This is a genomic window from Nitrosopumilus sp. (assembly GCA_029862745.1).
GTDB lineage: Archaea > Thermoproteota > Nitrososphaeria > Nitrososphaerales > Nitrosopumilaceae > Nitrosopumilus.
On the sequence record JAOTWS010000004.1, the window covers coordinates 25,028 to 49,317 of the forward strand.

Annotated in this window: 27 protein-coding genes, 1 tRNA gene and 1 pseudogene; 7 read left to right on the top strand and 22 right to left on the bottom strand. The window is 35.7% G+C overall.

What is annotated here, in order from left to right; all coding sequences use genetic code 11:
* Positions 1-339 precede the first annotated feature (339 nt).
* Positions 340-720: pseudogene (locus tag OEM44_05060) on the top strand (hypothetical protein).
* A gap of 210 nt (positions 721-930) precedes the next feature.
* Here OEM44_05060 and OEM44_05065 read toward each other — a convergent pair.
* The 16 genes from OEM44_05065 to OEM44_05140 form a co-directional block, all read right to left on the bottom strand.
* The gene (locus OEM44_05065; GenBank protein ID MDH3516169.1) at positions 931-1,215 is read right to left on the bottom strand and encodes a hypothetical protein; all 285 of its coding nucleotides are present in this window, start codon (positions 1,213-1,215) and stop codon (positions 931-933) included.
* Between the two features lie 72 nt (positions 1,216-1,287).
* A tRNA-Ser gene (locus OEM44_05070) sits at positions 1,288-1,385 on the bottom strand.
* A gap of 67 nt (positions 1,386-1,452) precedes the next feature.
* The gene (locus tag OEM44_05075; protein ID MDH3516170.1) at positions 1,453-1,899 is read right to left on the bottom strand and encodes a hypothetical protein; all 447 of its coding nucleotides are present in this window, start codon (positions 1,897-1,899) and stop codon (positions 1,453-1,455) included.
* Between the two features lie 25 nt (positions 1,900-1,924).
* Positions 1,925-2,926 (bottom strand): RNA-guided pseudouridylation complex pseudouridine synthase subunit Cbf5, encoded by a 1,002-nt coding sequence (locus tag OEM44_05080; protein ID MDH3516171.1) that lies wholly within the window; start codon positions 2,924-2,926, stop codon positions 1,925-1,927.
* Positions 2,923-3,480: a cytidylate kinase family protein gene (locus OEM44_05085; GenBank protein ID MDH3516172.1), complete on the bottom strand. Its 558-nt coding sequence runs from the start codon at positions 3,478-3,480 to the stop codon at positions 2,923-2,925. The genes OEM44_05080 and OEM44_05085 overlap by 4 nt, the downstream gene beginning before the upstream one ends.
* The gene (locus tag OEM44_05090; GenBank protein ID MDH3516173.1) at positions 3,480-4,106 is read right to left on the bottom strand and encodes an EMC3/TMCO1 family protein; all 627 of its coding nucleotides are present in this window, start codon (positions 4,104-4,106) and stop codon (positions 3,480-3,482) included. The genes OEM44_05085 and OEM44_05090 overlap by 1 nt, the downstream gene beginning before the upstream one ends.
* Before the next feature lie 4 nt (positions 4,107-4,110).
* Positions 4,111-4,698: an adenylate kinase gene (locus OEM44_05095; protein ID MDH3516174.1), complete on the bottom strand. Its 588-nt coding sequence runs from the start codon at positions 4,696-4,698 to the stop codon at positions 4,111-4,113.
* The gene (secY, locus tag OEM44_05100) at positions 4,676-6,106 is read right to left on the bottom strand and encodes a preprotein translocase subunit SecY (protein ID MDH3516175.1); all 1,431 of its coding nucleotides are present in this window, start codon (positions 6,104-6,106) and stop codon (positions 4,676-4,678) included. The genes OEM44_05095 and secY overlap by 23 nt, the downstream gene beginning before the upstream one ends.
* Positions 6,099-6,524, bottom strand: a complete 426-nt coding sequence (locus OEM44_05105; protein ID MDH3516176.1) for a 50S ribosomal protein L15 — start codon at positions 6,522-6,524, stop codon at positions 6,099-6,101. Before OEM44_05105 ends, secY begins: the two co-directional genes overlap by 8 nt.
* Before the next feature lies 1 nt (position 6,525).
* A complete protein-coding gene (locus tag OEM44_05110; protein MDH3516177.1) occupies positions 6,526-6,993 on the bottom strand; it encodes a 50S ribosomal protein L30 in 468 nt (155 codons plus the stop codon).
* A 6-nt stretch (positions 6,994-6,999) separates the two neighbouring features.
* The gene (locus OEM44_05115) at positions 7,000-7,713 is read right to left on the bottom strand and encodes a 30S ribosomal protein S5 (protein ID MDH3516178.1); all 714 of its coding nucleotides are present in this window, start codon (positions 7,711-7,713) and stop codon (positions 7,000-7,002) included.
* A 2-nt stretch (positions 7,714-7,715) separates the two neighbouring features.
* Entirely contained in the window at positions 7,716-8,198 is a 483-nt protein-coding gene (locus tag OEM44_05120; protein MDH3516179.1) for a 50S ribosomal protein L18, read from the bottom strand.
* 36 nt (positions 8,199-8,234) lie between these two features.
* Positions 8,235-9,149, bottom strand: coding sequence for an ornithine carbamoyltransferase (gene argF, locus OEM44_05125; GenBank protein MDH3516180.1), 915 nt, complete (start codon positions 9,147-9,149; stop codon positions 8,235-8,237).
* Positions 9,146-10,606 (bottom strand): signal recognition particle-docking protein FtsY, encoded by a 1,461-nt coding sequence (ftsY, locus tag OEM44_05130; GenBank protein ID MDH3516181.1) that lies wholly within the window; start codon positions 10,604-10,606, stop codon positions 9,146-9,148. The genes argF and ftsY overlap by 4 nt, the downstream gene beginning before the upstream one ends.
* 3 nt (positions 10,607-10,609) lie before the next feature.
* Complete coding sequence (pfdA, locus tag OEM44_05135) at positions 10,610-11,035, bottom strand: prefoldin subunit alpha (GenBank protein MDH3516182.1); 426 nt, start codon at positions 11,033-11,035, stop codon at positions 10,610-10,612.
* A 107-nt stretch (positions 11,036-11,142) separates the two neighbouring features.
* A complete protein-coding gene (locus tag OEM44_05140; protein MDH3516183.1) occupies positions 11,143-11,763 on the bottom strand; it encodes a superoxide dismutase in 621 nt (206 codons plus the stop codon).
* A gap of 78 nt (positions 11,764-11,841) precedes the next feature.
* Here OEM44_05140 and OEM44_05145 point away from each other — a divergent pair, with 78 nt between their 5' ends.
* On the top strand, positions 11,842-13,869 hold the full coding sequence (locus OEM44_05145) for a S8 family serine peptidase (protein MDH3516184.1): 2,028 nt from the start codon (positions 11,842-11,844) through the stop codon (positions 13,867-13,869).
* Between the two features lie 3 nt (positions 13,870-13,872).
* On the opposite strand, the gene pckA is transcribed toward OEM44_05145, so the two are convergent.
* Positions 13,873-15,438: a phosphoenolpyruvate carboxykinase (ATP) gene (gene pckA, locus OEM44_05150; GenBank protein MDH3516185.1), complete on the bottom strand. Its 1,566-nt coding sequence runs from the start codon at positions 15,436-15,438 to the stop codon at positions 13,873-13,875.
* Between the two features lie 191 nt (positions 15,439-15,629).
* Here pckA and OEM44_05155 point away from each other — a divergent pair, with 191 nt between their 5' ends.
* Together OEM44_05155 and OEM44_05160 are read left to right on the top strand one after the other, a co-directional pair.
* Entirely contained in the window at positions 15,630-16,034 is a 405-nt protein-coding gene (locus tag OEM44_05155) for a 50S ribosomal protein L32e (GenBank protein MDH3516186.1), read from the top strand.
* Positions 16,018-16,473: a 50S ribosomal protein L19e gene (locus tag OEM44_05160; GenBank protein MDH3516187.1), complete on the top strand. Its 456-nt coding sequence runs from the start codon at positions 16,018-16,020 to the stop codon at positions 16,471-16,473. Before OEM44_05155 ends, OEM44_05160 begins: the two co-directional genes overlap by 17 nt.
* On the opposite strand, the gene OEM44_05165 is transcribed toward OEM44_05160, so the two are convergent.
* From OEM44_05165 to OEM44_05185, 5 genes are all read right to left on the bottom strand, one after another.
* On the bottom strand, positions 16,470-16,769 hold the full coding sequence (locus tag OEM44_05165; protein ID MDH3516188.1) for an MGMT family protein: 300 nt from the start codon (positions 16,767-16,769) through the stop codon (positions 16,470-16,472). The two genes, OEM44_05160 and OEM44_05165, sit on opposite strands and share 4 nt — an antisense overlap.
* Positions 16,766-17,545: a D-aminoacyl-tRNA deacylase gene (locus OEM44_05170; GenBank protein MDH3516189.1), complete on the bottom strand. Its 780-nt coding sequence runs from the start codon at positions 17,543-17,545 to the stop codon at positions 16,766-16,768. The genes OEM44_05165 and OEM44_05170 overlap by 4 nt, the downstream gene beginning before the upstream one ends.
* A gap of 237 nt (positions 17,546-17,782) precedes the next feature.
* Positions 17,783-18,628: a metallophosphoesterase gene (locus tag OEM44_05175; GenBank protein MDH3516190.1), complete on the bottom strand. Its 846-nt coding sequence runs from the start codon at positions 18,626-18,628 to the stop codon at positions 17,783-17,785.
* Between the two features lie 3 nt (positions 18,629-18,631).
* Positions 18,632-19,561 (bottom strand): nucleotidyltransferase domain-containing protein, encoded by a 930-nt coding sequence (locus OEM44_05180; protein MDH3516191.1) that lies wholly within the window; start codon positions 19,559-19,561, stop codon positions 18,632-18,634.
* A 259-nt stretch (positions 19,562-19,820) separates the two neighbouring features.
* Positions 19,821-19,961, bottom strand: a complete 141-nt coding sequence (locus OEM44_05185; GenBank protein ID MDH3516192.1) for a hypothetical protein — start codon at positions 19,959-19,961, stop codon at positions 19,821-19,823.
* Between the two features lie 104 nt (positions 19,962-20,065).
* Between OEM44_05185 and OEM44_05190 the strand changes: the two genes are divergently transcribed.
* From OEM44_05190 to OEM44_05200, 3 genes are all read left to right on the top strand, one after another.
* Positions 20,066-20,494 (top strand): universal stress protein, encoded by a 429-nt coding sequence (locus tag OEM44_05190; protein ID MDH3516193.1) that lies wholly within the window; start codon positions 20,066-20,068, stop codon positions 20,492-20,494.
* 8 nt (positions 20,495-20,502) lie between these two features.
* Positions 20,503-21,726, top strand: coding sequence for a cation:proton antiporter (locus OEM44_05195; protein MDH3516194.1), 1,224 nt, complete (start codon positions 20,503-20,505; stop codon positions 21,724-21,726).
* Between the two features lie 287 nt (positions 21,727-22,013).
* Positions 22,014-24,140: a CDC48 family AAA ATPase gene (locus OEM44_05200; GenBank protein MDH3516195.1), complete on the top strand. Its 2,127-nt coding sequence runs from the start codon at positions 22,014-22,016 to the stop codon at positions 24,138-24,140.
* The last annotated feature ends 150 nt before the right edge of the window (positions 24,141-24,290 follow it).

The window sequence follows — 24,290 nt, forward strand, 5'->3', positions numbered from 1 at the left end:
TTCTGATCTCATAATCTGCAACCATATTCCAATTTTTTAGCCAAGTTTGGATTCTAACAAAAACATCTACAGTGAAAACAACATCATTTACCCATTCTCATTGAATAAGAAGCACTTTTCATCATATACGTCATTTTTGAGGATTATCAAGCAGGCATTAAAGGAATACAACTACACCACCAATGAAAACGCCTATTGATAGATTGGCGTATTAATTCTAGTGGAGTTTAGGCCCAGATAAACAGCAAACAATGCACCATTTCATGATACTTTTCAATTCCAACTCAGACAGTTACATTTAACAAATCTATTGAAGATATATCAGAATCTTCAGGTAGCGGGGGATGTCTTATTGCAACTGCAGCGTTTGGAAGCGAGCTTGTAACACAGGTGCAGCAGTTACGAGAAACTAGAGACAACAAACTAATGACTACAGATGTAGGAAATGCATTCATGAATTTTTTTAACAAGTATTATTATTCATTTAGTCCTATAATAGCAGACTATGAAAGAGAAAATCCGTTATTTAGAGAGGCAGTAAGGATGTTCATTACTCCAATGATTTCAACATTATCGATTATGACATTGGCAGAAGATGGTTCAGAAGTTGAAGTTTTAGGACTTGGAATATCTATAATTGCTCTTAACTTGGGAATTTATGTTGCAACACCAGCAGTATCTATCTTTACAGTTAGTAAACATCTAAGATCACGAAAATAGAATAAAATCAAAGAAAGTTATTGAGTCATATCACGATTAATCCTATTAAGTGATCTCATCTCCAACATAGACATATGCAAAAAGTTCCTGATTTCCAGTAGAGTCTCTATAGTCATCCATCCGGTAGAACCAAGTCCTTCTAAAGCATATAGATTGTATTTATCTTACCGGTATTCCTATCCATTACCTTGACTCTTGTCCTCTGTATGATTATCTCTTCAGAATGAGAAAAAATTTGAATTGGTTTTTGCTTTCCATCTCTGTAAATTTTGACCAGTTCTCTATTTTCTTGTAATTTTTTATCTGTAAGATTCGTATGACAGAACCAGAATAATTTTCAATTCTACCATAAGACATGTTACCTAGTCGTAGTTTGTCAAGGAATCTGCATGCAGTATCTGTATTTTCTTGTGAGAATCGTTTTGCTATTCTTATCTTAGCAATCTCAACTCTCTTCTGAGAATTATGCCAATCGATTGCTTTTTTGTATTTCATAGTTCTATGAATATGACTTGAATTTAAAGTGGGTAAATTTTGTTCATTGGGTCTATACATTATAGTATTAGGCGCCGGGAGGGAGATTTGAACTCCCGTTCCCTTGCGAGAACGCGCTTTATGGTTAATAATTTCCAGGCGCGCGCCCTACCAGGCTAGGCGACCCCGGCACAAGTCTTGCGACAAATGTAATTGGCGAAATGTGATTATATATTGTATCATTTAAGAAATAAAAAATTACTTCCAGATTGTAATAGTTGTGGATCTTTCTACAGTATTTTGTTCTGCATCCATTCCTTTTACAGAGATTTTGTAAAGACCTTCCAATGCAGCATCACCATCATTTTTAATTTGATTCCATAAAAATTCAACTTCAACTCCAGGTTCTAAATTAGATCTTATTTGTGTAGAAGCAGGAGTATACATTAGTATTCCAGATAATCCAGTAATCCTAAGACCATAGGAAGTATCAGTAAAAATCAACGGAACAGTACCTGAATTTACAATTCGAATTTTAATTTCTTCGCCTTTTTTAAAATCAGATTTTTCAGTAACTATTGAAATCGAAGATCCTTCAACATAGATTAATTGACTAGTACTTTTTACATCAATTAAATAAATTCCAAATGCAAATCCTGCAATTACACCAACACCAACAAAAATTACAAGACTTTTAGATAACAATTATTTTAGAATAGTTTCTTTATTTTTAATCCTTCGGAGTGGTTGGTTTGGTTCTCCATTTTTTAGGATACGTGTTTGGAGCCATAATGATTCTGTTTGTAACAAATGCGTACCCCTTTGTTGCTTCACGAATATCTTCTTCAGACATAGAAGCTTCAGCTAATGCTACTGCCTCTCCTTTTTGAGTATAAATTCCAACAATATCACCCTTTTTGAGATTTGGTGAAATTTTCAATATACCAGGAATTGCAAGTTGTGCACCATGACACATAGCATCTACTGCAGAATCACGAATAATTACGGATTTTAACTCACTAAGAGCATATTCTACTGGCTTGATCATCGTCATTAATTTACTGAAATCTTTTTTCTCTTCCCACAAAGCAAAGGCGTTTGCAAGTTCATGTAAAGTTACTAGTCCATCCTTTTCAGAAAACTGATCAACTCTAGTACGTCTGAGCTCAACCATTGTTGCGCCAGGACCTAGAATCTCTCCAATATCATAGTATAATTTTCGTACATATGTTCCTGCCTCACACAGGATTCTTGTTAAGAGTAGTCTCTCTTTTTGTTCTAGCAATTCAAATTCATAAATAGTTCTAGTTCTTGTTTGTCTTACAACTGCTGAACGTTGTGGTGGTTTTTGAAAGATTTCCCCTTGAAACATAGCAATTACTTCATTTAGTTTTTCTTTAGATGGTAGTGAATGAATTCGTCCTAGCGCATGATACTCTTTTGGACCATAAAGTAAAACTCCCAGGGCCTTAGTTGCCTCTCCTAGTCCAAGAGGCAATACTCCTGAAACTTGCGGATCTAGTGTTCCACTGTGACCAATTTTTGGAATCTTCAAAAGACGTTTTGTCCATGCAACAGTTTCATGACTTGTAGGACCTGGTGGTTTGTCCAGTAGAATTATTCCATAGTTTAGCAGCTGCTCAATTGTTCGTTTATCATAATATGTTCCATAGGCATCATCAGTAATATCCTGATCAATTTCAATTAAATTTTCAAGTTGTTTTAGTGTCATAGTAGTTTTCTCACAGTTTCTTTTGCCATATCAATTACTTGTTGTGCAGAAAGATTGTCAGTGTTAATTATTAAATCAAACACAGATTCATCATAGCCAAAATTAAAATCATAAAGTTTTTTGTATAATGCTTTATTCTTATCAAAACGCTTTTTTGTTATTTCATAAGCTTCATTTTGGCTCATATTATCTCTTGTTTGCATTCTTTTGGAGCTGCTTTCATGTGAGCCATCTAACCAGATTTTAATCCCATCTTTTATCAGCCACGGAAGAGTGTAGCTGGTAATTACCATTCCACCTTCATTGAAAAGCAGAATTAATTTTTGATCCAATTTTTTATCAAATTCTGAATTTTGTTCACGTTGACTTAGAAATTTCATACCTTCATCAGTATCCCACCAATCTTCACTATCAGAATCAAAGCCTTGCTCTTTTGCCATTTCCTTTAACACATCCCCTCCACTAAGGTATTGTAGTTGAAATTCTTCTGCTAATCCTTTAGCAACAGTTGTTTTGCCTACTGCAGGAGGACCAGAAATGACAATAGATTTCATCAACCGAGATCCATCGATGTCTTTGTTAATTTCATTATAATTCCACTAAATGAAATTGATGCAAGGAAGTACCATGCCCAAAGATACAATGCATTTTCTTGACCAAAGCAAACATGACCTTCTTCTAATGCTTGTTCAGCAGTACATGTTAGTTGAAAGAAATCTCCTGGAATAACATTTAATGGTATTGGAGAAAGGGCAACAGTATAAGAAAATAGTTGTGGCAACACAAGATAGAATATTAGAATTAAAGGAACAAATGTAATTAACATTGGTCGCATATTCATCTGCATCATCTCCATTGACATTTTGTTCATGTATGATGACTTTTTTCCTAGTTCGCTTATCTTTGCTTGATCTTTAGCCCTCATTGCAGCCATTCTTTCTTTTTGCCATCCTCGTGTCTCTTTCATAATACGTTTGAGTTTTACTTGATCAACCATCTTTCTTCTAACTGCAGCATTAAAGAGATTAAGCACAATACCAAATCCAGCTACTGCAAACATGCCAAGAATCAACCCTTTGATTATAGGATCATCACTTCCAAGCGCATGACTTCCTTGACCAAGAAAATCCAGTTGGAGGTGTATTGAGTCGATAAAGAGTAGAATAAAGTTAAAGTCCATTTTTTTACAGTCCTATTGCCTTAATTATTTTATTTGCTGCTTCATCAACCTTTCCCTCACCATTTAGAATATGCTTTACTGGGGAGCCAGTAATTACAGCACATGCAGAAATCATGCCTGATTGAACATCTAGCTCTTTTTTAATGTTAGATAAGGTGATCTTGTCTCTATTACGGGTATCATCAGTCATTCGTCTATTGTAGATTTCTTCAGGTTTTGCAGAGATCGAGATGAAATTTGTGGGTTTTATGATTTTTAGAACATGTTCAGGCAATCCAGGATAGTATCCCTCAGGAGAATTGATAAATGCATGAGTATCAATGATCATAATTTCTTCATTTTGAGATGCAATTTTTTCTGCAGTGAGTTTCTGAATTCGTTGTTGTTCTGCAACTGGTAATTTTCTAAGTTCATCTCTATCAATTAGTCCATTTTCTTTTGCAACTTCAAACATTAAGGTTCCAAAACTTATTCGTGTAATTTTTTTTTTATTATCAGTTAGTATTTTTACAATTTTTGATAACAATGTTGTTTTTCCAACACCTGGAATGCCTATCATTACAATTCTTTTATTTTCTACCAAGTAAAGCACCCAAACGTGGCATGACAACTTCCACTCGTTCTCTAACTAACTGCGTATAGTAATTGATGAGAATATCTACCATTAATAAAATTCCAATTCCAGAACCAAATACACCAAGAACATCAGAGACACCTGCTAATAGACCTAAAATTGCAGAGCCAATAATTGTAACTGATGGGATGTATTTGTTCAGCAAGGCTTCAACTGGTTTGTTTGATCTTCTAAATCCAGGGATTTGTACATCTGCGTCAAGTAAATTCTGAGCCGCACTCTTTGGAGACAAACCTCCAAGCTCAACCCACAATCTACCAAACAGAATAACAATTCCGACCATAAATAAGACATATCCTACTGCACGCATTGGATCTAAAGCAGCAACATCTAATCCTCTTGGAGGGGTGACATAATAGATAAGACCACCAATCGGTGTAGACGGGCTTGTCGGGTCAAATTGCGCAATAAAGTTTACAAAGAAATTATTATTTCGCGGGTTAAGATTTGCCCATAACATTTGGAATATGAATACAGCATTTGCAGTTAATGCAGATGCCAAGATAACTGGAATGTTAGAAACATACATCAATTTGATTGGATAAACAGCAGAAAAACCTCTATACTTTGTAGAGACAATTGGAATTTCAATTTTCATACCTTGAGTGAATACAAGAATTAACAATACGCCAGCAGTCAAAAATATACCAAATATGCTCGGGAGACTATTAGCACGAAATATTGTATTTGTAATATCACCGGCCATAATAGATTGTCCTAAATATGGAATGATACCTATCGACCCACCATCTCCTGCAGGCAGAGGACTAAACAAACTCCAAAGAATTTGCTGAGCAACACCGGCCATAATGAATAAACTGATTCCACTGCCTAGACCCCATCCCTTTTGAATTAATTCATCTAAGAACATGATGAGAATAGATGCCGCCATTAATTGGCCAATCATTACATACAAGAAATACGGCTCACTTACACCAGGACCATAAACGGCTATAGCATATACAATAGATTCAGCTACAATTACAACATATGTTACCAACTTGGTAGCAGTCTGAAAGATTCCTCGTTCTTCAGGTTTTTTGAAATCAAATTTAAGAATTTCTGAACCTCTCAATAATTGCATCAAGAGTCCAGCCGTTACTATCGGGCCAATCCCCAATTCAACCAAAGTACCCTGTTGTGATGCAAAAATTACTCTAGCAAAGGCTAGAAAGTCAAACTGCGGTGCTGTTGCACCAAACAATGGGGTCTGACCCATTATCATATAGATTAGTAATGCAATGCCACACCAAAGTAATCTAGTTGGTAGTGAGATTTTCTTTTTTGGTTTTGGAACCTGAGGAATGTAAGGTTCTGCTTTGAAAACAACTTTTCGGATAATAGCAGTAATACTACCTTCAGCCATTGTTAAGTAACACTTCTCCCCCAACAGATTTTAGTTTCTCTTCTGCAGATGCGGTAAATTGTTGTACTTTGACGGAATACGTGTTAACAAGTTTTCCGCCACCAAGGAGTTTATCATATCCTGCACTTTCAAGGTCTATGATTTTCTTCCCCCCTTCTTCTTTACCGAACTTTGTGTACAAGTCATCAAGATCTCTGACGCTAGTCCATTTTTTTATAATATTTGGGTGAGGTGTTTTAGGGATATCATGACCATAATGATCTGGATCTTCTTTTAGCATAGTGCTTCTATGATGTTTCTTCATACCAGTAACTCCAAGACCACCTTTATGACCACTGGCACGATGTTGACCTACTTGTCCCCATCCCATATGTCGTCCGCCTCTTAGTCTTCGAGTCTTTCTTAATCTTGTTGCCATATTATATCATATTCCTTACTAAATTGCCAAGTTCTTTGTTTTGTCCAAGAACACCTTTCTCTCCATACAATCTCTTTGTACTTCTTTTGAATCCAAATCTTGGTGGTGAAAGAGCAAACCAAGGTTTTAGAGGTTTTAATTTTGATAGGGTTGCTTTTCCTTCAGACAAAGCTTTTGCCAGTGCTTCAGAACTTTCAAAACCAAGTTCTTTTAGGTCATCTGCAGTGATCTTTTGATAGCCACCTTTTCTTGCTTTTTTGTCAATCAACTCTTTTGCCAAAGAGGCATCAAGTTCAACCCAGGCAATGTAATGTTGTACTTTTCTTAGCATTCCTAAAGTATTATCTTTTGCAGGCAAAATTGTTGCACGATATTTTTTATCCAATTTTAATAAAGTCATAGTAGTTGTGGCCCAGTATGGACAATCAGCTTGACCCTTTATTCTAACTACAAGATATGCATTTACCATTTTTCATCAACCTTGACTAAATGTCTGCCTAAGACAATCCAATATAGCCTTTGAAGTAGAATTCATGGTAGGAGTAGAACCTTTTGCTGTAGTCCATGCATCCTTTAGACCTGCTAATTCCAATAATCGTTTAATTTTACCACCTGCAACTAGACCCAATCCACGGGGTGCAGGAATAATTTCAATTGTAACGCTACCACCTTTTCCTCTAACTTTAAACGGTACCGAATGTTTTTGATCACATCTACATTCCCAACTACCGCATCCCATTTTGATTGGGTTGACATTAAGATAAGCTTGATTTGTTGCTTTTTCAATAGCAATTCTCATTTGTTTTGATTTTCCTTGACCAATTCCTAAGTAACCATTTTCATTTCCAGTTGCAACAATGGCTTTGAATCTAGTTGATTGTCCATTAGAAGTCATTTTTTGAATAATTCCAACATCTACAACTTCACTTTTCAAATCAGGAAGTAATTTCTTAATTATTCCTGCTTCTTGAATTCTTAATCCTAATTCTATAATTTCTTCTAATGATTCGATTTCACCTGATGCAACTTTTTGGCCTAATATGGTTTTTGGAACCCAAGCTTCTTCTTCTGGTTCTCTTCTTGGTCTTCTTGGTCGGTCGCCACCTTTTGCTCCACCTGGAGGACCTCTTCCATATACAGGTGGACCTCTACCTCGTTGACCCCCTTTAGATTGTGTTGTCTGGCTCATTTCTACTTGACCTCACTTTCAATTGAGGATTTTATTTTTGAAATTTCATTTTTAACAGTAAGATGTTCGCCGTTTATTCGCTCATCGGCTGGAAATGTTTTTTCATCTGTTGGAACCTTAATGCCTGCATCAACTACCCCTTTGAGAGCAGCTGCAACTCTTTGAGTATATCTTTTAGTTCCGGTGTATAGAATTGCATCTTTTGCTCCTTTACCTAATGCTTTCTTGCCAGCCAAAAATCCTGTAAGATATGCTGCAGGGATACTTTTTCTGGAACCTTTCCATCCTTTCTCAAGTAAAGATCTAGAATGTGCAGACGCAATTACTGTGTCACCAGTCATTCCAGGCTTGAGAATTTGAACTTGAGTATTTTCATTAGTAATGTTTACAGTGATAAAATCACGTTTACCCATCAACATGGTTCCACGTTTCTTATAATTGGTCTTTTCCTCCCTTAATCTGCGTAATATTTTCGAATAAGCCATCTATAGAAACCGAGTTTGAAACTGCTCTTATATACGTTAAGCGTGAATTATGGAAGCAAGTAAAGCCTTTTGAGTATGAAGACGATTTTCTGCTTCATCCCAGACAACAGATTGAGGTCCATCAATTACAGATGATGTAACTTCTTGTTCCCTCTTTGCAGGAAGGCAATGCAAAAAGATCGCATTGTTCTTTGCACTGTTCATTAATTTAGAGTTGACTTGAAATTTTGGAAGAAATTTTTTGATTCGTTTTGGATCACTGTTATGAATTGAAGAATAAGTGTCAGTTACAACCACATCAGCATTTTTAGTTGCAATAAATGGATATGTAGTTAGTTCAATGTTAGTTGATTTTTTAGATTCTTTGATTACTATCTTGTCAGGTTCAAAACCTTTTGGAGTTGCAATTGACATTTCAATTCCAGATAAGGCAGCACCATAAATCATAGAGTTACACACATTGTTACCATCTCCAATCCAGGCAATTTTTAATTTTTTGAGATTTTTCTTTTTTTCTTTTATTGTCATAAAATCAGCCAAGATTTGACAAGGATGAAAAGAATCAGATAATCCATTTATCACAGGAATGCTTGAGTGTTTTGATAAATTAATTAGTAATTCATGATCGTAAACTCGTGCCATTATACAATCAGAATATCGTGAAAGAGTTTTTGCAGTGTCTTCAACGGATTCACCTCTAGATAGTTGCATGTCATTAGATGACAAATTAATTGCATGTCCACCTAATTGGAACATTCCTGTTTCAAAACTTACACGTGTTCGAGTAGACGGTTTTTGAAAGATCATTGCCAGTGTCTTATTCTTTAAAAGAGATTTACATTTGCCTTCTTTGAATTCTTTTTTAAGTTTAAGGGAAAGATCAATTAATCCTGAAAATTCCTTTGGGGTCAGTTCACCTAAAGTGAGTAAATCTTTTGTTTTGAGTTTCATTTCTTAAAGAATCCAAATATGCCTCGTTTCTTTTTAGGTTTTTCTTCTTTATCATGTTTTTGAATCTCTTCATCAGAGTCAAGTGTATCATCAACTTTTTCAACTTTAGATTCTCCAGGCTTTTGTCTGCCATTCTTAATCCACTCACGAATTTTATGTCCTAATTGTATTGCATCATTGTCATTATCAGGTGGAGGTATATCAAATAGATCTGAATAAGTTGCAATATCATCATCATTGATTCCTTCAAAGGGATCATCTGAGGAAACAACGGGTTCTGGTTCTGGTTTTGGTTCTGGTTTTGGTTCTGGTTTTGGTTCTGGTTTTGGTTCTGGTTTTGGTTCTGGTTTTGGTTCTGGTTTTGGTTCTGGTTCTGGTTTTGGTTCTGGTTTTGGTTCTGGTTTTGGTTCTGGTTTTGGTTCTGGTTCTGGTTTTGGTTCTGGTTTTGGTTCTGGTTTTGGTTCTGGTTTTGGTTCTGGTTTTGGTTCTGGTTTTGGTTCTGGTTTTGGTTCTGGTGCTAACCCAACGGACTTGGTTATGTCTATACCATCAAATGAACCAAAAACAGTTTTCAAAAATATTTCCTTGTCAAATGGAATTAGATCAGGATATTCCTGTCCAACACCTACAAAAAGAATAGGAGTCGAAGTAATTTTTACTATCGATAACGCTGCACCACCTTTTGCATCAGCATCACCTTTAGTTAGAATAGAGCCATTGAATTTTACATGTTCATAAAATTCACGTGCTTGATTTACAGTATCGTTTCCAGCTAAAGAATCACCAACAAAAATCTTCATGTCAGGGTTTACGACTTTGGTAATCTTTCCAATTTGTTCCATCAGGTTTTTGCTCGTTTGCATCCTTCCTGCAGTATCAATTAAAACACAGTCTGTTTTGTGAGATTTTGCATATAGTACTGCATCTCGAGCTACTGCAGCTGGATCTGATTCATAATTTTGAGCAACAAGTTTTAGATTAAGACGGTTTGTGTGTTCTCGTAATTGTTCTATTGCACCAGCACGAAAAGTATCTGCAGCAGCTACTACTACTGAATATTTTGCTTGTTGTAAAAGATATGCAATTTTTGCTAAAGACGTGGTTTTACCAGTTCCATTAATTCCAACAAACAAAATCAAAAAAGGTTGTCCTAATTTCTTTTTTTCATTAATTTTTTCAAAGAGATTAATTTTTCCTGCACTATCAAACAAAACAGAGATACTTGAAATTAAACTATCTTTAACAAATTTTTCAATTTGATTCTTTTCTACTTTTGAGCCAATTAATTTTTCTTTTAGATCTGATTTAATGGAATCTATTATTTCAGTTGCTACATCCGATTCTAAGAGTGCTATTTCTAAGTCAAATAGAATGTTCTCAACATCTTTTTCATTGAGCTCTTTTTCTCCAAGACTTTTCGCCGCATTAGAAAATGCTTTACGAAGTTTATCAAACATATTTTATCCTGAATTTGGAGGAGATATAGATTGCATTAATTGATTAATTTGAATTCGTCCTTGTTCTAAACGCCCTGCGGCATCTTGTTTTTTTGCAGAAGTGTCATTGATAGCAATCTCAATTTCTTTTACTCGTGCTTCAAGAAAATTAATCGCTGAAGGAAAATCTTTTTCCACTGCAACACCTGCACCAATATTCAAAATAATTTTGGAGTTTGATGAAATTTTTGTAGGAAGATATGCACCCATTCCAATTGGAACAAGGGTTTCAGATTCAGGTTTCTGACTAAGAGATTTAATTGATTCAATGGCAGCAACTGTTTCTCTGAAGATATTCACAAAAGATGCTTCTCTTTGAGACAAATCAGAAAAATAGGTTTCAAGCATTTGCATTTGTTGCATCAATTGTTCAGCCTGTTCTTCACTCATTTACAACAAAGATTTTACAGATGGTTATAAATTCATTCTTTGGTAAAATGAAAAATTTACAACCAATAGATAGGTAGATAGATTTAAAAAAAATAAAAATTAGAAATTTATTTTGCTTGTGAGAATCTCTTTTCTACTTCATCCCAATTAACCACATTCCACCATGCCTTGATGTAATCTGGTCTTTTGTTTTGGTAATGAAGATAGTATGCATGCTCCCAAACATCACAGCCCAACAAAGGAATAAGACCTTCAGTTCTTGGACTTGTTTGGTTTGGCATTGATTTGTATTCAACCTTTTTTGAAGAAGGATTGTATACTAACCATCCCCAACCACTACCTTGAATTACTGCTGTAGTGGATGAAAATTTCTCTTTGAAGTCAGAAAAGCTTCCAAAGGAATCTTTAATTGCATCTGCAATTGAACCTCCAGGTTCTCCGCCTCCACTTGGTTTCATGTTATTCCAAAATAGCCTGTGGTTATCAAATCCACCACCATTGAAATTAACTGCACCTCTTTGGGCATCTGGAACTGTTGAGATATTAGACAAAATGTCAAGTATATCTTTTTCTTGAATCTCAGATGGACATGCTTCAAGAGCTGCATTTAGTTTGTCAGTGTATGCTTGATGGTGTTTTGTATGATGAATCTCCATAGTTTTTGCATCAATGTGAGGTTCTAGGTCACCATAAGCATATGGCATTTTAGGAAGAGTGTATTTTCCCATTAACCTATTCAGAGATTTATTCAATTTATTGCTTTATGAAACAATTCGTTTTTACTTGCTAAACTTGAGAGGTAATCTGTGAAATCATTAGTATTTTTTTTTCTAGCGATAGTATTATCAGGAGTTTTTGCTTTATCTCATACTTTTCAGTCTGAAAATGAAATTCGTACATATTTACAGCAAAGTGTACCATTTGTTGGAACAGATATCCCCAGAATAGATGGGATAGATGGATCTGGAGTCAAAATCGCAGTAATAGATACAGGTGTAGACTTTAATCATCCAGATTTGTTCGGGTGGGGTCCTGATGGTAAAGTTATCGGGGGTTTCAACTTTATCCATGAAAATGATCTACCAATAGATACAAACGGTCATGGTACTCAAGTGGCAGGAGTAATTGCAGCTGATGGTGAAATTAAAGGGATAGCACCTAAGGCAAAGATTCTTGCGTATAAAGTTTCAGAAAATGGTGAAGGTGTATCTGCAGATTTAATCATAAAAGCAATCATGAGAGCAATAGAAGATGATGCAGACATCATCAATATTAGTTTGGGAGTAAACAAAACTAATGCGTCAATTGATCGTGCAGTTAATCATGCACTGCAAAAAGAAATTTTTGTTGTAACTGCAGCAGGAAATGATGGACCAGCATTAAAAACAATTGGCAGTCCAGGTAAAAATTTTGGTTCAATTACAGTTGGCGCTTCATATAACAATCTTACTTCTAGTATGGTTGCAACATTGGAAATTGATGAAAAACCATATACTGTGATTCCTTTGGTTGGCTCTCCAAAACTAGAAGAACCAGTTACTGGAAAATTGATTTTTGCAAATTATGGAAAGATAAATGACTTTAAAGACATGGATGTAAAAGACGCAGTAGTAATTGTTGAAAGAGGTAGTGATGTAAAAGGAGAGTTATTGTATTTTTCAATCAAAGAAAACAATGCTGCAAATGCAGGTGCAAAAGCATTGATAGTGTATAATAATGAACCAGGATTTTTTTTGGGTGAATTAATTCATGAATTTATTGAGCCAGAATACAAACCACGAATTCCTGTAGTATCAATAGACAGAGATGATGGATTAGAAATTAAAGAATCAATCGACAATACAACTAATGCTACATTGAATTTGTTTTATAATCCAGATTTTGTAACTCACTTTAGTTCAAGAGGATCGGTTTCACCATTTTACATAAAGCCGGATTTGGTAGCACCTGGCGCATACATTAACACTACACAAAACAATGGCGGATATAACTTCACAAGCGGTACAAGTTATGCAGCTCCACATGTTAGTGGTGCTGCAGCATTATTAATACAAAAAAACCCTCAATTGCATCATCATGAACTCAAATCCATACTTTTGACGACCAGTAAGCCAGTTTCAGATGCCTATGAAAATGAATTCTCAATTAACGATGCAGGATCTGGAAGATTAGATATTGGAAATGCATATACTGCAAAACTAATCATCATGCCACCAAACTTTGTGGTCAATATGTCATCTGACAAATTGGTTGCAGAGCAACAATTGGAATTAAAATTGATTGGTGGTACACTGGATAATTTAGAAGTAGGATTTGAGGGACCAGAATTTATCAAATTCGCACACTTTCTTGAAGCAAATACATTACAAATTAAGATGAACATGATTGGAGAAAATTTTGGAGATCATGAGGGTAAAATAATAATCAAGCATGAAAATACAAGATACACAATTCCATTTTTACTTCACTACACACCAGGTTCAGTGTCAGTGACTCAACAAGATCAAAAACTATTCTTTGAGATCAATCATCCAGAAAAATGGAACTTTGCAAAAATTTCAGTCATAAACAGCAAAGATGGAAAAACAGAAACTACAACTACAACACCATTCAAAAAAACTTCAATTAAGATACATGAAAATGCAGAATACTGGATTGATGCCAAAATTAGAGTTGGTGAGAACTCATCAGATGCATACAATACAATTGAGATTAGTTCTATTTTAGAAAATCATAACCCATTAAACATGATCAGTCTTCCAGAAAAACAGATCACCATCATTGCAGGTATTATAGGTGTAATAGGAATAATTGGATTAGTTAAAAGAAGATAAAATCTATTTTGGAAGTTTAGGACCTGCAGCAATTACTTCAGGTGATACGTTTTCAAATTTCTTAAAGTTTTCAATAAACATCTGAGCTAATTTTTTTGCAGAAAGATCATACGAATCTTTATCAATCCAAGTATTTTTTGGATCTAAAATTTCAGATGGGACATTTTCCACCTGAGTGGGAATATCAAGATTAAACAGATCATCGTGACGATATTTTACAATATCCAATGCACCTGAAAGAGCAGATGTAACCATACTACGACTATACATAATCTTGACTCGCTTTCCAACCCCATAGGGACCACCAGACCAACCAGTATTGATAAGATAAACTACAGTATTGTGTTGATTGATTTTTTCTCCTAATAACTTGGCATAAACTGATGCAGGTCTAGGCATGAAAGGTGCTCCAAAACACTCTGAAAATACGGTCTTGGGTTCCTTGATCCCTCTTTCAGTTCCTGCTAACTTACTGGTGTAACCAGACATGAAATGATACATTGCGCCTTCTTTGGTGAGTCTAGAAACTGGAGGTAAGACACCCAATGCATCAGCAGTCAAAAATATTATCACTCTTGGATTACCACCAACACTTGGGAATACTGCACCTGGGATAAAGTCCAAGGGGTAAGCAACACGAGTATTTTCTGTTAAGCTATTATCATCATAATCTGGAACATTATCTTTTAGAACTACATTTTCTAAAACTGCACCTGGCCTGATTGCATTCCAAATTTCTGGTTCTGCCTCTTGGCTAAGATTAATACATTTTGCATAACAGCCACCTTCGAAATTAAAAGTACCATTATCAGACCAGCCATGTTCATCATCACCAATTAATTTTCTGTTAGGATCTGCAGAGAGAGTAGTTTTACCAGTGCCTGATAATCCAAAGAACAATACAGTGTCATCTTTCTCACCAATGTTTGCAGAGCAATGCATTGGGAAAATACCGCGTTCAGGCATCAGGAAGTTCATTACACCAAACATTGACTTTTTCATTTCACCGGCATATTCTGTACCACCGATTAAAACAATTTTTTTAGTCAAGTCAATTATAATAAATACATCAGTACGCGTCCCATCAATTTCCGGAACTGCATGAAAGTCATTAATACATAAAATCGTAAACTCTGGTTCATGTTTTTCTAGCTCTTCAGTAGTTGGTCTGATAAACAGATTTCTTGAAAACATACTTTGCCAAACATGATCATTGATTACTCTTATAGGTAAACGGTTTTCTGGGTCAGCACCAACAAAACCATCAAAGACAAAAAGTTCCTTGTCAGTTACAAATTGTTTCATTTTTTCAAGCAATTTTTCAAATTTACCAGTTGGGAATTGGTGGTTGATCTTACCCCAATCAATTGTATCGTGAGTTTTATCATCATATACAATAAAGCGATCATCAGGGGATCTGCCTGTATATGTTCCAGTATTGACAGATAAAGAGCCTGTAGAGTTTACTACACCCTCTTTTTTATCTACTGCCAATTTGACCATTTCATCTACACTTAGATTTCGGTGGACTTTGGATGGTTTGATTCCAAATCGAGTTAATTGAGACAGAAATTTTTCAGTTGCTGCAGTACCTAGCGCTTGAGTCAGATGGGTATACCCCCAAAAATAATTTTATCGATCCCAGTCATGGTCATTGAGATACAGAAACTGATTCAAGTTTCCTTATTATGTTTTATTATCAAAAAGTTATTGGTCATCATCTAGGAACGTATTTATTTCAAAATTCAAGAGTGAATTTAATGGTCATCAACAAAGAATTGGTTGCAAAGAGGAAGGAAATCAAAGGACATAATCCTGATTTTGCCAGACCAGAGAGTTGGCGTTATGTAAGGCTTCAAACAAACTGGAGAAAGCCAAAAGGAATTGATCATCATCAAAGAAAACAAAAGAGTAGAGGCCGCCCAGGTCTTGTCAAAATAGGATTTGGAGGACCAAAAGAGTCTAGAGGATTGCATCCATCAGGATATACAGATAACCTAGTTTACAACTTAAGTGATTTAGAAAAACTAGATCCAAAAAAAGACGGCGTCAGATTTGGACATAGTGTTGGTACTAGAAAGAGAAAAGAGATTATCGTTAAAGCAATTGAAAGCAAGTTTAAAATTTTTAATGCAAGAGTGAGTGCAATTGGTAGTAAATCTTAGAGCTAAGAAAAGATTGGCATCCAGAGTTGCCGGGGTTGGAATTCATAGAATAAAATTTGACACTGATCATTTAGATGATGTTGCAGATGCAATTACTAGACAAAACATTAGAAGTCTAATTACTGCTAACACTATCAAAATTAAACCAATTGTTGGAACATCCAAAGGCAGGGCACATAAAAAGAAAGCTCAGAAGAACAAGAGAGGAACAACTCAGGGATCTAAACAAGGCAGAAAAGGTGCAAGAGTTGGCAAGAAGGAAGTATATGTTGCAAAGGTTCGTGCATTAAGACGATTATTGAAAATTGCAAAAGATAGAAAAGATTTGACTAATCCAGAATTCTGGGCATTATACAAAAAGGTTGGAGGAAATACTGTTAGAAACAAAGCTCACCTTAGAATGCTCATGGATGAGATTAAAGAGAAAAGGCAAAATTAGAATCTGTAAAGAGTATTTTTCAAGTTTACAATCTTGCCGTTTTCAATTTGTATTCCTTCATCATTTAGCATCTTTGTCTTAACATGTTCTCCATATGCATATCCACCGATTTTACCAGTAGACATTACAACTCTATGACATGGGATGATCACAGGGTATGGATTTTTGTTCATTATTTGTCCGACAACTCGCTGTCCATTTTTCAATCCAACAGCTTTTGCAAGATCACCATAAGTTGTGATTTGGCCTTTTGGTACTTTAAGTAGTTTTTTGTAAATTTTTTGTTGGAGATTCAAATCTTGATTACCTCAAGATTCGTGGGTTCAAGAAGTTCAAGAATCTTTTGTTTGTAAGAGCCTAGCCCTCGCCAATCTAAAAGAGCAGCTTTTGCCAATTTGTTTTGTTCAAGAATATGCAAGAATAACGTTTTATCAACCTCACTTAACGCATGTTTTGGAATTACTGTTCCAAGGGCATATGGGCCATTAAGTAGCATATCAGTGAATTTTGAAGGATAATGGGTTCCACCAAAACAAATTGCAACAGGATTTTTTTTAATTGGATTGGACATCACTTCATGTACCAAGGCTGCAACTGAATTACATAGCGATACATCATTCCATTGTTTTTCAGTTGTGCCTATCTCGATAAATAATGAACGCTTGCTTAGGGCAGTAGGTCCATGATGAGTTGCCTCTATTGTGATTTGAAATTCTGGAAACTGTGATTGGTTTTTCTGTAGAGTTTGAAGATATGTTTTTTGAAGATCAGGGTATGGTATTGCAACTTGTCTTTTATTTCCACCAAATTTTGCATCAGAAAAATTTCCAGTACTGTGGCAGGTCAAGGCCAATACTCCTGACTCTGCAGCATGTTTTGACAAAAAAATAAAACCATCATAATCATCATATTTTTCCTCCAGCCAATCAGCGCAAATAGCAGGGGTTGGAATAATCAACAAATCATAATATTTTCCACGAAAAACATCGCCGTCTTTAGTCATCTCTTTTGAAAGATATTTTGCCATGTTATGACCTGCAGGGTCATCTCGATATGCAATAAGTAGTTCCATGAAACAAGAGATATTACATATCCAATAAATATGTCATAAAAGACCAAAATAAAAAATAGATTTCAAGCCAAAAATTGGGTTAAATTCTCTTCATTTACCATAAAAAATCAATTAGCAGTTCCATGACTTTTTGGCTAACTCATATTACGTCTGATAGGCTAAATGAGATTATAAAATTTGGTGGAATCAATTGGAGGTTTTTTTTGATTAGTACTACAACATGATATATCTCAAAAATCATGGAACAAGATTGATTATTGATATCTCTGGTGGATTTAGCAGTCTTGGCGCTGGTGCAAGACCACATGTTGTGTACACATGTGCACCATCATCTAAGACATAGTACCCCTTGTCATATTCTCCTGAAAAGCCAAAAATCTTTGGAATAGAACCCAAAACAGGCAACCTCATCTGTCCGCAATGAGTATGCCCAAACAGGTAGAGATCTGCAGTCTCCTTTTTGATGTCAAGTTCTTCTTGATTATGTGAAAGTAAAATTTTGTATCCTGTACTTTTATCTGCATATGCCTTTGACTCGTCTCTTAGATTGGCCCACAGATCATCTAGACCTATCAAGGTAACCTTGTCAGATATGACCACCTTCTCATTACGCAGAATTTTGATTCTGTCATTTTGGCTATCATTGATAGGATTTGGAGTCTCAAAGAATTGGAGTATTTGTTGTGCCAAAACTGCATCACCTCCCACATTCCTTGCAAAGCCAAATGCCAAATAGTCATGATTTCCCATCACTCCATAAACACCATACTTTGATTTGAGGTCCTTTAACGGCTCAATTGAGGGCAATTCATCAATACTATTTTCAACATAATCGCCTCCAAGCAATATCAGATCTGGGTTTTTAGAATTGACCATATCTACTGCTCTTTGAACAAATGTAGGATCTGCATCTCTTCGCTGAAAGTCAGACAGAAAAGCAATAGTCATGTTTATGCCAGTACCTTCTATCTCTACTGTATCAGTTTCTATTATTGCAGGCTCTACAAGAATCATATTTACAGACAAGACTGCAACAAACAATCCAAACATTGCAAGTACCTTTCTCTTTTTTGTAGAGTTCAATTATCAATCCATAAGCTGTCTATATGATGAAAACATTTTCTGCAGTGTCATAAGGTATAGTGTCATGATAAATTTTGTTGTCTTGAGCATATACTTGAAAACAAATAGTCTTGAGAGATTGTCAGTTTCCTTGCGTCTTTTGTATTGAATCGACTGGTGTAAATGACTTACATCAAGAATCCATTCCGAATTTGAATCAGAAAATATATTTTCAATTTCTTTTATTTCAGACTCTGTGTCAGATAGAGGCTTTTCAAGTGCAAACAAGGAATTGTTGCATGCCCAAAAATTTGCCTTTACAGCATGTTGGAATGCAAAGTAGTAGTCAATTGGAAAAATTATAAAACTCATCATCAGTAAAAGCAATGCATTAAGGGATGCCTTGAACTTTTCAAGATGTGGAATCTTTGTAGGAAACTCCTTTGTAATGTCTTTTCCATACAGTACCTTTCCTGTACTTTTTATTCTGTGAAAGAACAAATTGATGGAAGCAAAAATATGTGTTCCAACATAGATCTTAAGATCATCAATTGTAATGATTCTGGCATTTGCAATATCAATCTGATCTTCAGACAAGACATAAAATGGTCTCCCAAACATGGAGAATTTTTCTGCCCGCAAAATCAGGTTTAGCATGTGATTCTGGGTTTTTTTGTAAGTGGTGCATGTCTCAGAAAGTTTTAGGTCATATTTTTTATCAAGCTCAAGTAATGTGTCACAGAAAAATCGCTCTATCTCTTTTGTGTGAGTTTTGTCTTTTACCAAGACAATACAATCAATGTCGGATTTGCCCTTTACCCATTCAGACGTGGTGGCAGAACCAAACAATACAATTGATGTAATCTGATTTTTGTATCGAGAAGTTACTACTCCTACAAACTCATCAAGTAGATTGTGCAGTCTTTTGATGTCATCGATCTTTGAGTATGTCAAGATTACACCTATTGTGATTCATATCACTAGTGATATTTTAATGATTAGTGCGCAGATGATTTAATCATTATCAAAGTCATCCATTCCAATAATGATTTGCTCAGAATCATGGAGATGTGTTTTTGATTTGTAGGGTGGAAAATGTATTCATCCTACTAAATCAAAACCTAAATCAATATCCAAAACAGCGTTAATACAATAGTCTCATCTCAAAACATTTTTTGATAATGTTAAAAGACGTTTCTTTTTTGATAGTTAGTCAGTCTTCTGATTTTTCATATTCTTCGTCTTGCCCATAGCCTTCCATGAGCTCAATCTGATATTCTTCTTCTTTAATCTCACCTTGTTCTAGTTTCTTCCATTCTTTTTCCAGCTCTTCTTTGTTTGCTCTCTTGGACACGAAATACAATAAGAGACAGAACATATTAACAGAATCATAATTTCCAATTCTGATATTCTGGTTTTGGTCATAATTAGTATGAATTTAGATGGTTATTTGCTGACATGATAAAAAATAAGATTCAAAAAATCCTAGTTGCATTGGATGGCTCAAAAAACTCATTCAGAGGGTTGGATGAAGCAATCATTATTGCCAGAAATAGTAAGTCTGTTATCAGTGGGACATATGTCACACCGCTTAGTCCACCTGCATCATCTGAGCAAAAAGCATACGTCAAAAATGTCCTTTTAAAAAATGCAAATGAGTTCATGGAAAAAGCAAAGACACGTTGTGCACAAAATGGAATCTTGTTTTATGAGAAAATATTGTACGGGAAGGAAGGCCCAAAAATAGTAAAATTTGCACATGATAAAAAATTTGATCTAATTGTTATCGGTTCAAGAGGAATGAGTTCACTAAAAGAGGCATTCCTTGGAAGCACATCAAATTATGTTCTTCATAAATCAAAAATACCTGTTTTGATAGTAAAGTGATTTAGCATTTGGTTACTGAATTCGATATTATTCCGACAATAATAGGCATACTGTTTTTGGTGTTGCCTGCCATGTTGTTAGGCCGAGTATGCAAACATTTCAAAATATCAGAGATTGTAGGGTTTGTTTTAGCTGGAGTTTTTTTGGGACCGTTTGCACTAGGTGGCATAGTTCCGTTCTTTGAGAAGCCCATAGTGGAATTAAATGAAGTCATGTTATCTTTCTGGCAGGTTTCTGGAATTATTATCTTATTTTCAGCAGGATTACACTTTACGTTTCATGATTTGATCAAAGCAGGATACAAGTCTGCCACAGTTGGAATCATGGGGGTTGTCACTCCATTGGTCTTAGGATATTTTGTATCTGGTCTATTCGGGTTTGACTGGATGGTGTGTGTCATTATTGGAGCAACGCTGAGTGCAACAAGCATTGCAATTACAGTAACCATCCTTGAAGAATTAAAAAAAGAAAAATCAAAGGAAGGAAATATTCTGGTAAACGCAGCAGTATTAGATGACATACTAGGATTAGCTGTACTCTCAGCAATAATTTCTCTAGTTACACTTCATGTCATGCCAAGTGCTGAATCGGTAGCCATTGTAGTTACAAAAGAGATCGGATTTTGGCTTTTGATTTTGATTGGTGCCGTATTCTTGCTTCCAAAAATTGTTCACGGCATAGCATCTGCAAAACCATCCTCTTTGGAAACTAGGGGAATCAAGCAGGCAGCCTCATTGGGTTCTGCATTTGGTTTTGCTGCAGTTGCATCAATTGCAGGACTTAATCCCATTGTCGGGGCATTTGCTGCAGGAATGGGTCTTGCAGGATCAAAACTGGTAGGACAGGTAAGAGAATTTGTTGGAAGACTAAAAGTAATCATGGAACCACTGTTTTTTGCAATAATTGGAGCACATGTAAACATCAGTCAAATTGCAGAAATCGATTTGGTTTTCTTTGCCGTAATTACAGGAGTTGCAATATTTAGTAAGATTCTTGGATGTGGAATTCCATCAATTATCATGCTAAAAAACAGAGTCAAGGGATTACGAATTGGATATGGGATGATTGGAAGAGGTGAGGTGGCATTAATCACTGCAGGAATTGGACTGTCAAGTGGAGTAATCAGTTATACGGTTTTTTCTACAATAGTCCTGGTTGTTTTAGCAACCATATTCATATCTCCTACTTTACTTCGGAATTCATATAAGAAAAAACAAGACAGAAAAGTATAGCGAGAAAATAGCATTACAGAAGAATAACTAGTTTTTAATGAATTTGATATTTTGTCCCATCAACATGAATACATTACCCATTCTCATTTTTATGGATGTCTTTATCTCCACTGCATTTGCCATGAGTATATTCACATTATGCCAGAGTAATCATAAATGTACATGTATTAATCAGTGATCGGTATTTTCAACAATAATTCCTAATCTTCAATTTTGATAATCTCTATTACTGTTAATAATAATTAAAAAAATACCATCTATAATGAATAATATAATTTTGAAAAAATATGTCTGAAATTGAACTAAAAATTGAAGAGATGCCACAAACCTATGTGGGAAAAGGTGTAGCAATAGTAGATCCTAAAGTACTTGAAGAAAATAGTTGGAAACCGGGAGAAATTCTAGAACTGTCTGCAAAGAAAAAAAGCCACGTTAAATTATGGTCGGGATTTCCAGAAGATTATGGCAGTAACATCATTCGCATAGATGGCCTTACCAGATATAACATAGGGGCAAGCATTGGAGAGAATCTTTTGATCAATGCAGTTAAAGGAGCAGAAGCAGAACAAATTGTATTATCCCCTATTGAAAAGATTCATGCTGAGGGATTACATGAGTACATGTCATCTCTTTATCAAGGACATGTGTTTACAACAGGAGATACGGTAATTGTCAACACACAGATGGGAAGTAAAATCCAGCTGGTTGTAACTAGTACAAAACCATCAAAACCAGTATTTGTCACTGAGGATACTATATTCAAGCTTGGCACGATTACAAAATTAGATGATCCTTCCATACCAAGAATAACTTATGATGAACTTGGTGGATTGAAAAATGAAATTCAAAAGATACGTGAGATGGTAGAACTACCAATGAGACATCCAGAATTGTTTGAGAAAATTGGGATAGCATCACCAAAAGGAGTCTTGCTTTATGGTCCTCCTGGAACTGGAAAGACGCTGTTGGCAAAGGCAGTAGCTGGTGAAACAAATTCTCACTTTACCTCACTTAGCGGTCCAGAAATCATGGCAAAGCATTACGGAGAAAGCGAAGAGAAATTGCGAGAGATTTTCAATAAAGCTGAAGAGAATGCACCTAGCATAATATTTATCGATGAGATTGATTCCATTGCTCCAAAAAGAGAAGAAGTTTCAGGAGAGCTTGAAAAAAGAATTGTCTCTCAACTGTTGACATTGATGGATGGTATGAAATCTAGAGGAAAAGTCGTAGTGATTGCAGCAACTAACAGACCTGATAGCATAGATCCTGCACTTCGAAGGCCAGGAAGATTTGACAGAGAGATTGAGATTGGAATTCCCGATGATGAGGGAAGATTGGAAATCCTAAACATTCACACTCGAGGGATGCCATTGGATAAAAATGTAAAACTTGATAAAATATCCAAGACAACTCACGGGTTTGTGGGGGCCGACTTGGAAGTACTGTGTAAAGAAGCGGCAATGAGATCCCTTAGAAGGATATTGCCTGAAATCAATCTTGATGAAGAAAAAGTCTCAAAGGATGTACTGCAAAAAATAAAGATAACCGGAGAAGACTTTGCAGACGCACTAAAAGAAGTCAGGCCTTCTGCACTTAGAGAGGTTCTGGTTCAAATTCCAAATGTCAGTTGGGATGATGTAGGGGGTCTGGACAAACTAAAGGAAGAATTACGTGAAGCAATAGAGTGGCCATTAAAACACAAAGAGGCTTTTGAATACGCCCATGTAAAGCCACCCAAAGGGGTCTTGCTTTATGGTCCTCCTGGAACTGGAAAGACACTGATTGCAAAGGCAGTTGCAACAACAACTGAATCCAACTTTATCAGTATCAAGGGACCTGAACTATTATCAAAGTGGGTTGGCGAATCAGAAAAAGGTGTGCGGGAGATATTTCGAAAGGCTCGCATGGCAGCACCATGTATCATCTTCTTTGATGAGATTGATGCCCTAGTTCCAAAAAGAGGTAGCGGAGGTTCTGAGTCACATGTTACAGAAAATGTTGTATCTCAAATACTCACTGAGATTGATGGACTTGAAGAACTACACAATGTCTTGATAATTGGTGCAACAAATAGACTAGACATTGTAGATCCTGCATTGCTCAGACCAGGTAGATTTGATAGGGTAATTGAAGTTCCAAATCCAGATGTTGCAGGAATAGAGATGATCCTCAAGATCCACACCAAAGACAAACCGCTTGCAGAGGACGTCAATCTAAAAACATTGGCAGAAATGGCAAAGGGATTCAGTGGGGCAGAGATTGAAGAGGCATGCAACCGTGCAGCACTCTTAGGTGTAAAACGATTTGTTGAAAACAAGGAAAAAGATGTCAAATCCATCAAGATAACACGAAAAGATCTAGAGTTTTCCATAGATGAAATAAAGAAGACAAAAACATCATCATCATCTTAGATTTTCATATCTCCCTTAATTGATAAAATAACATTAATTTCATTTGTACACTATGTAAGACAGTGTGTAAAGTCATCATATCCAATTTCATTTAAGCTGTATGTTTGGTGAGTGATATTTTCATCAAAAAAGTTGAAGTATTTTTGAAGG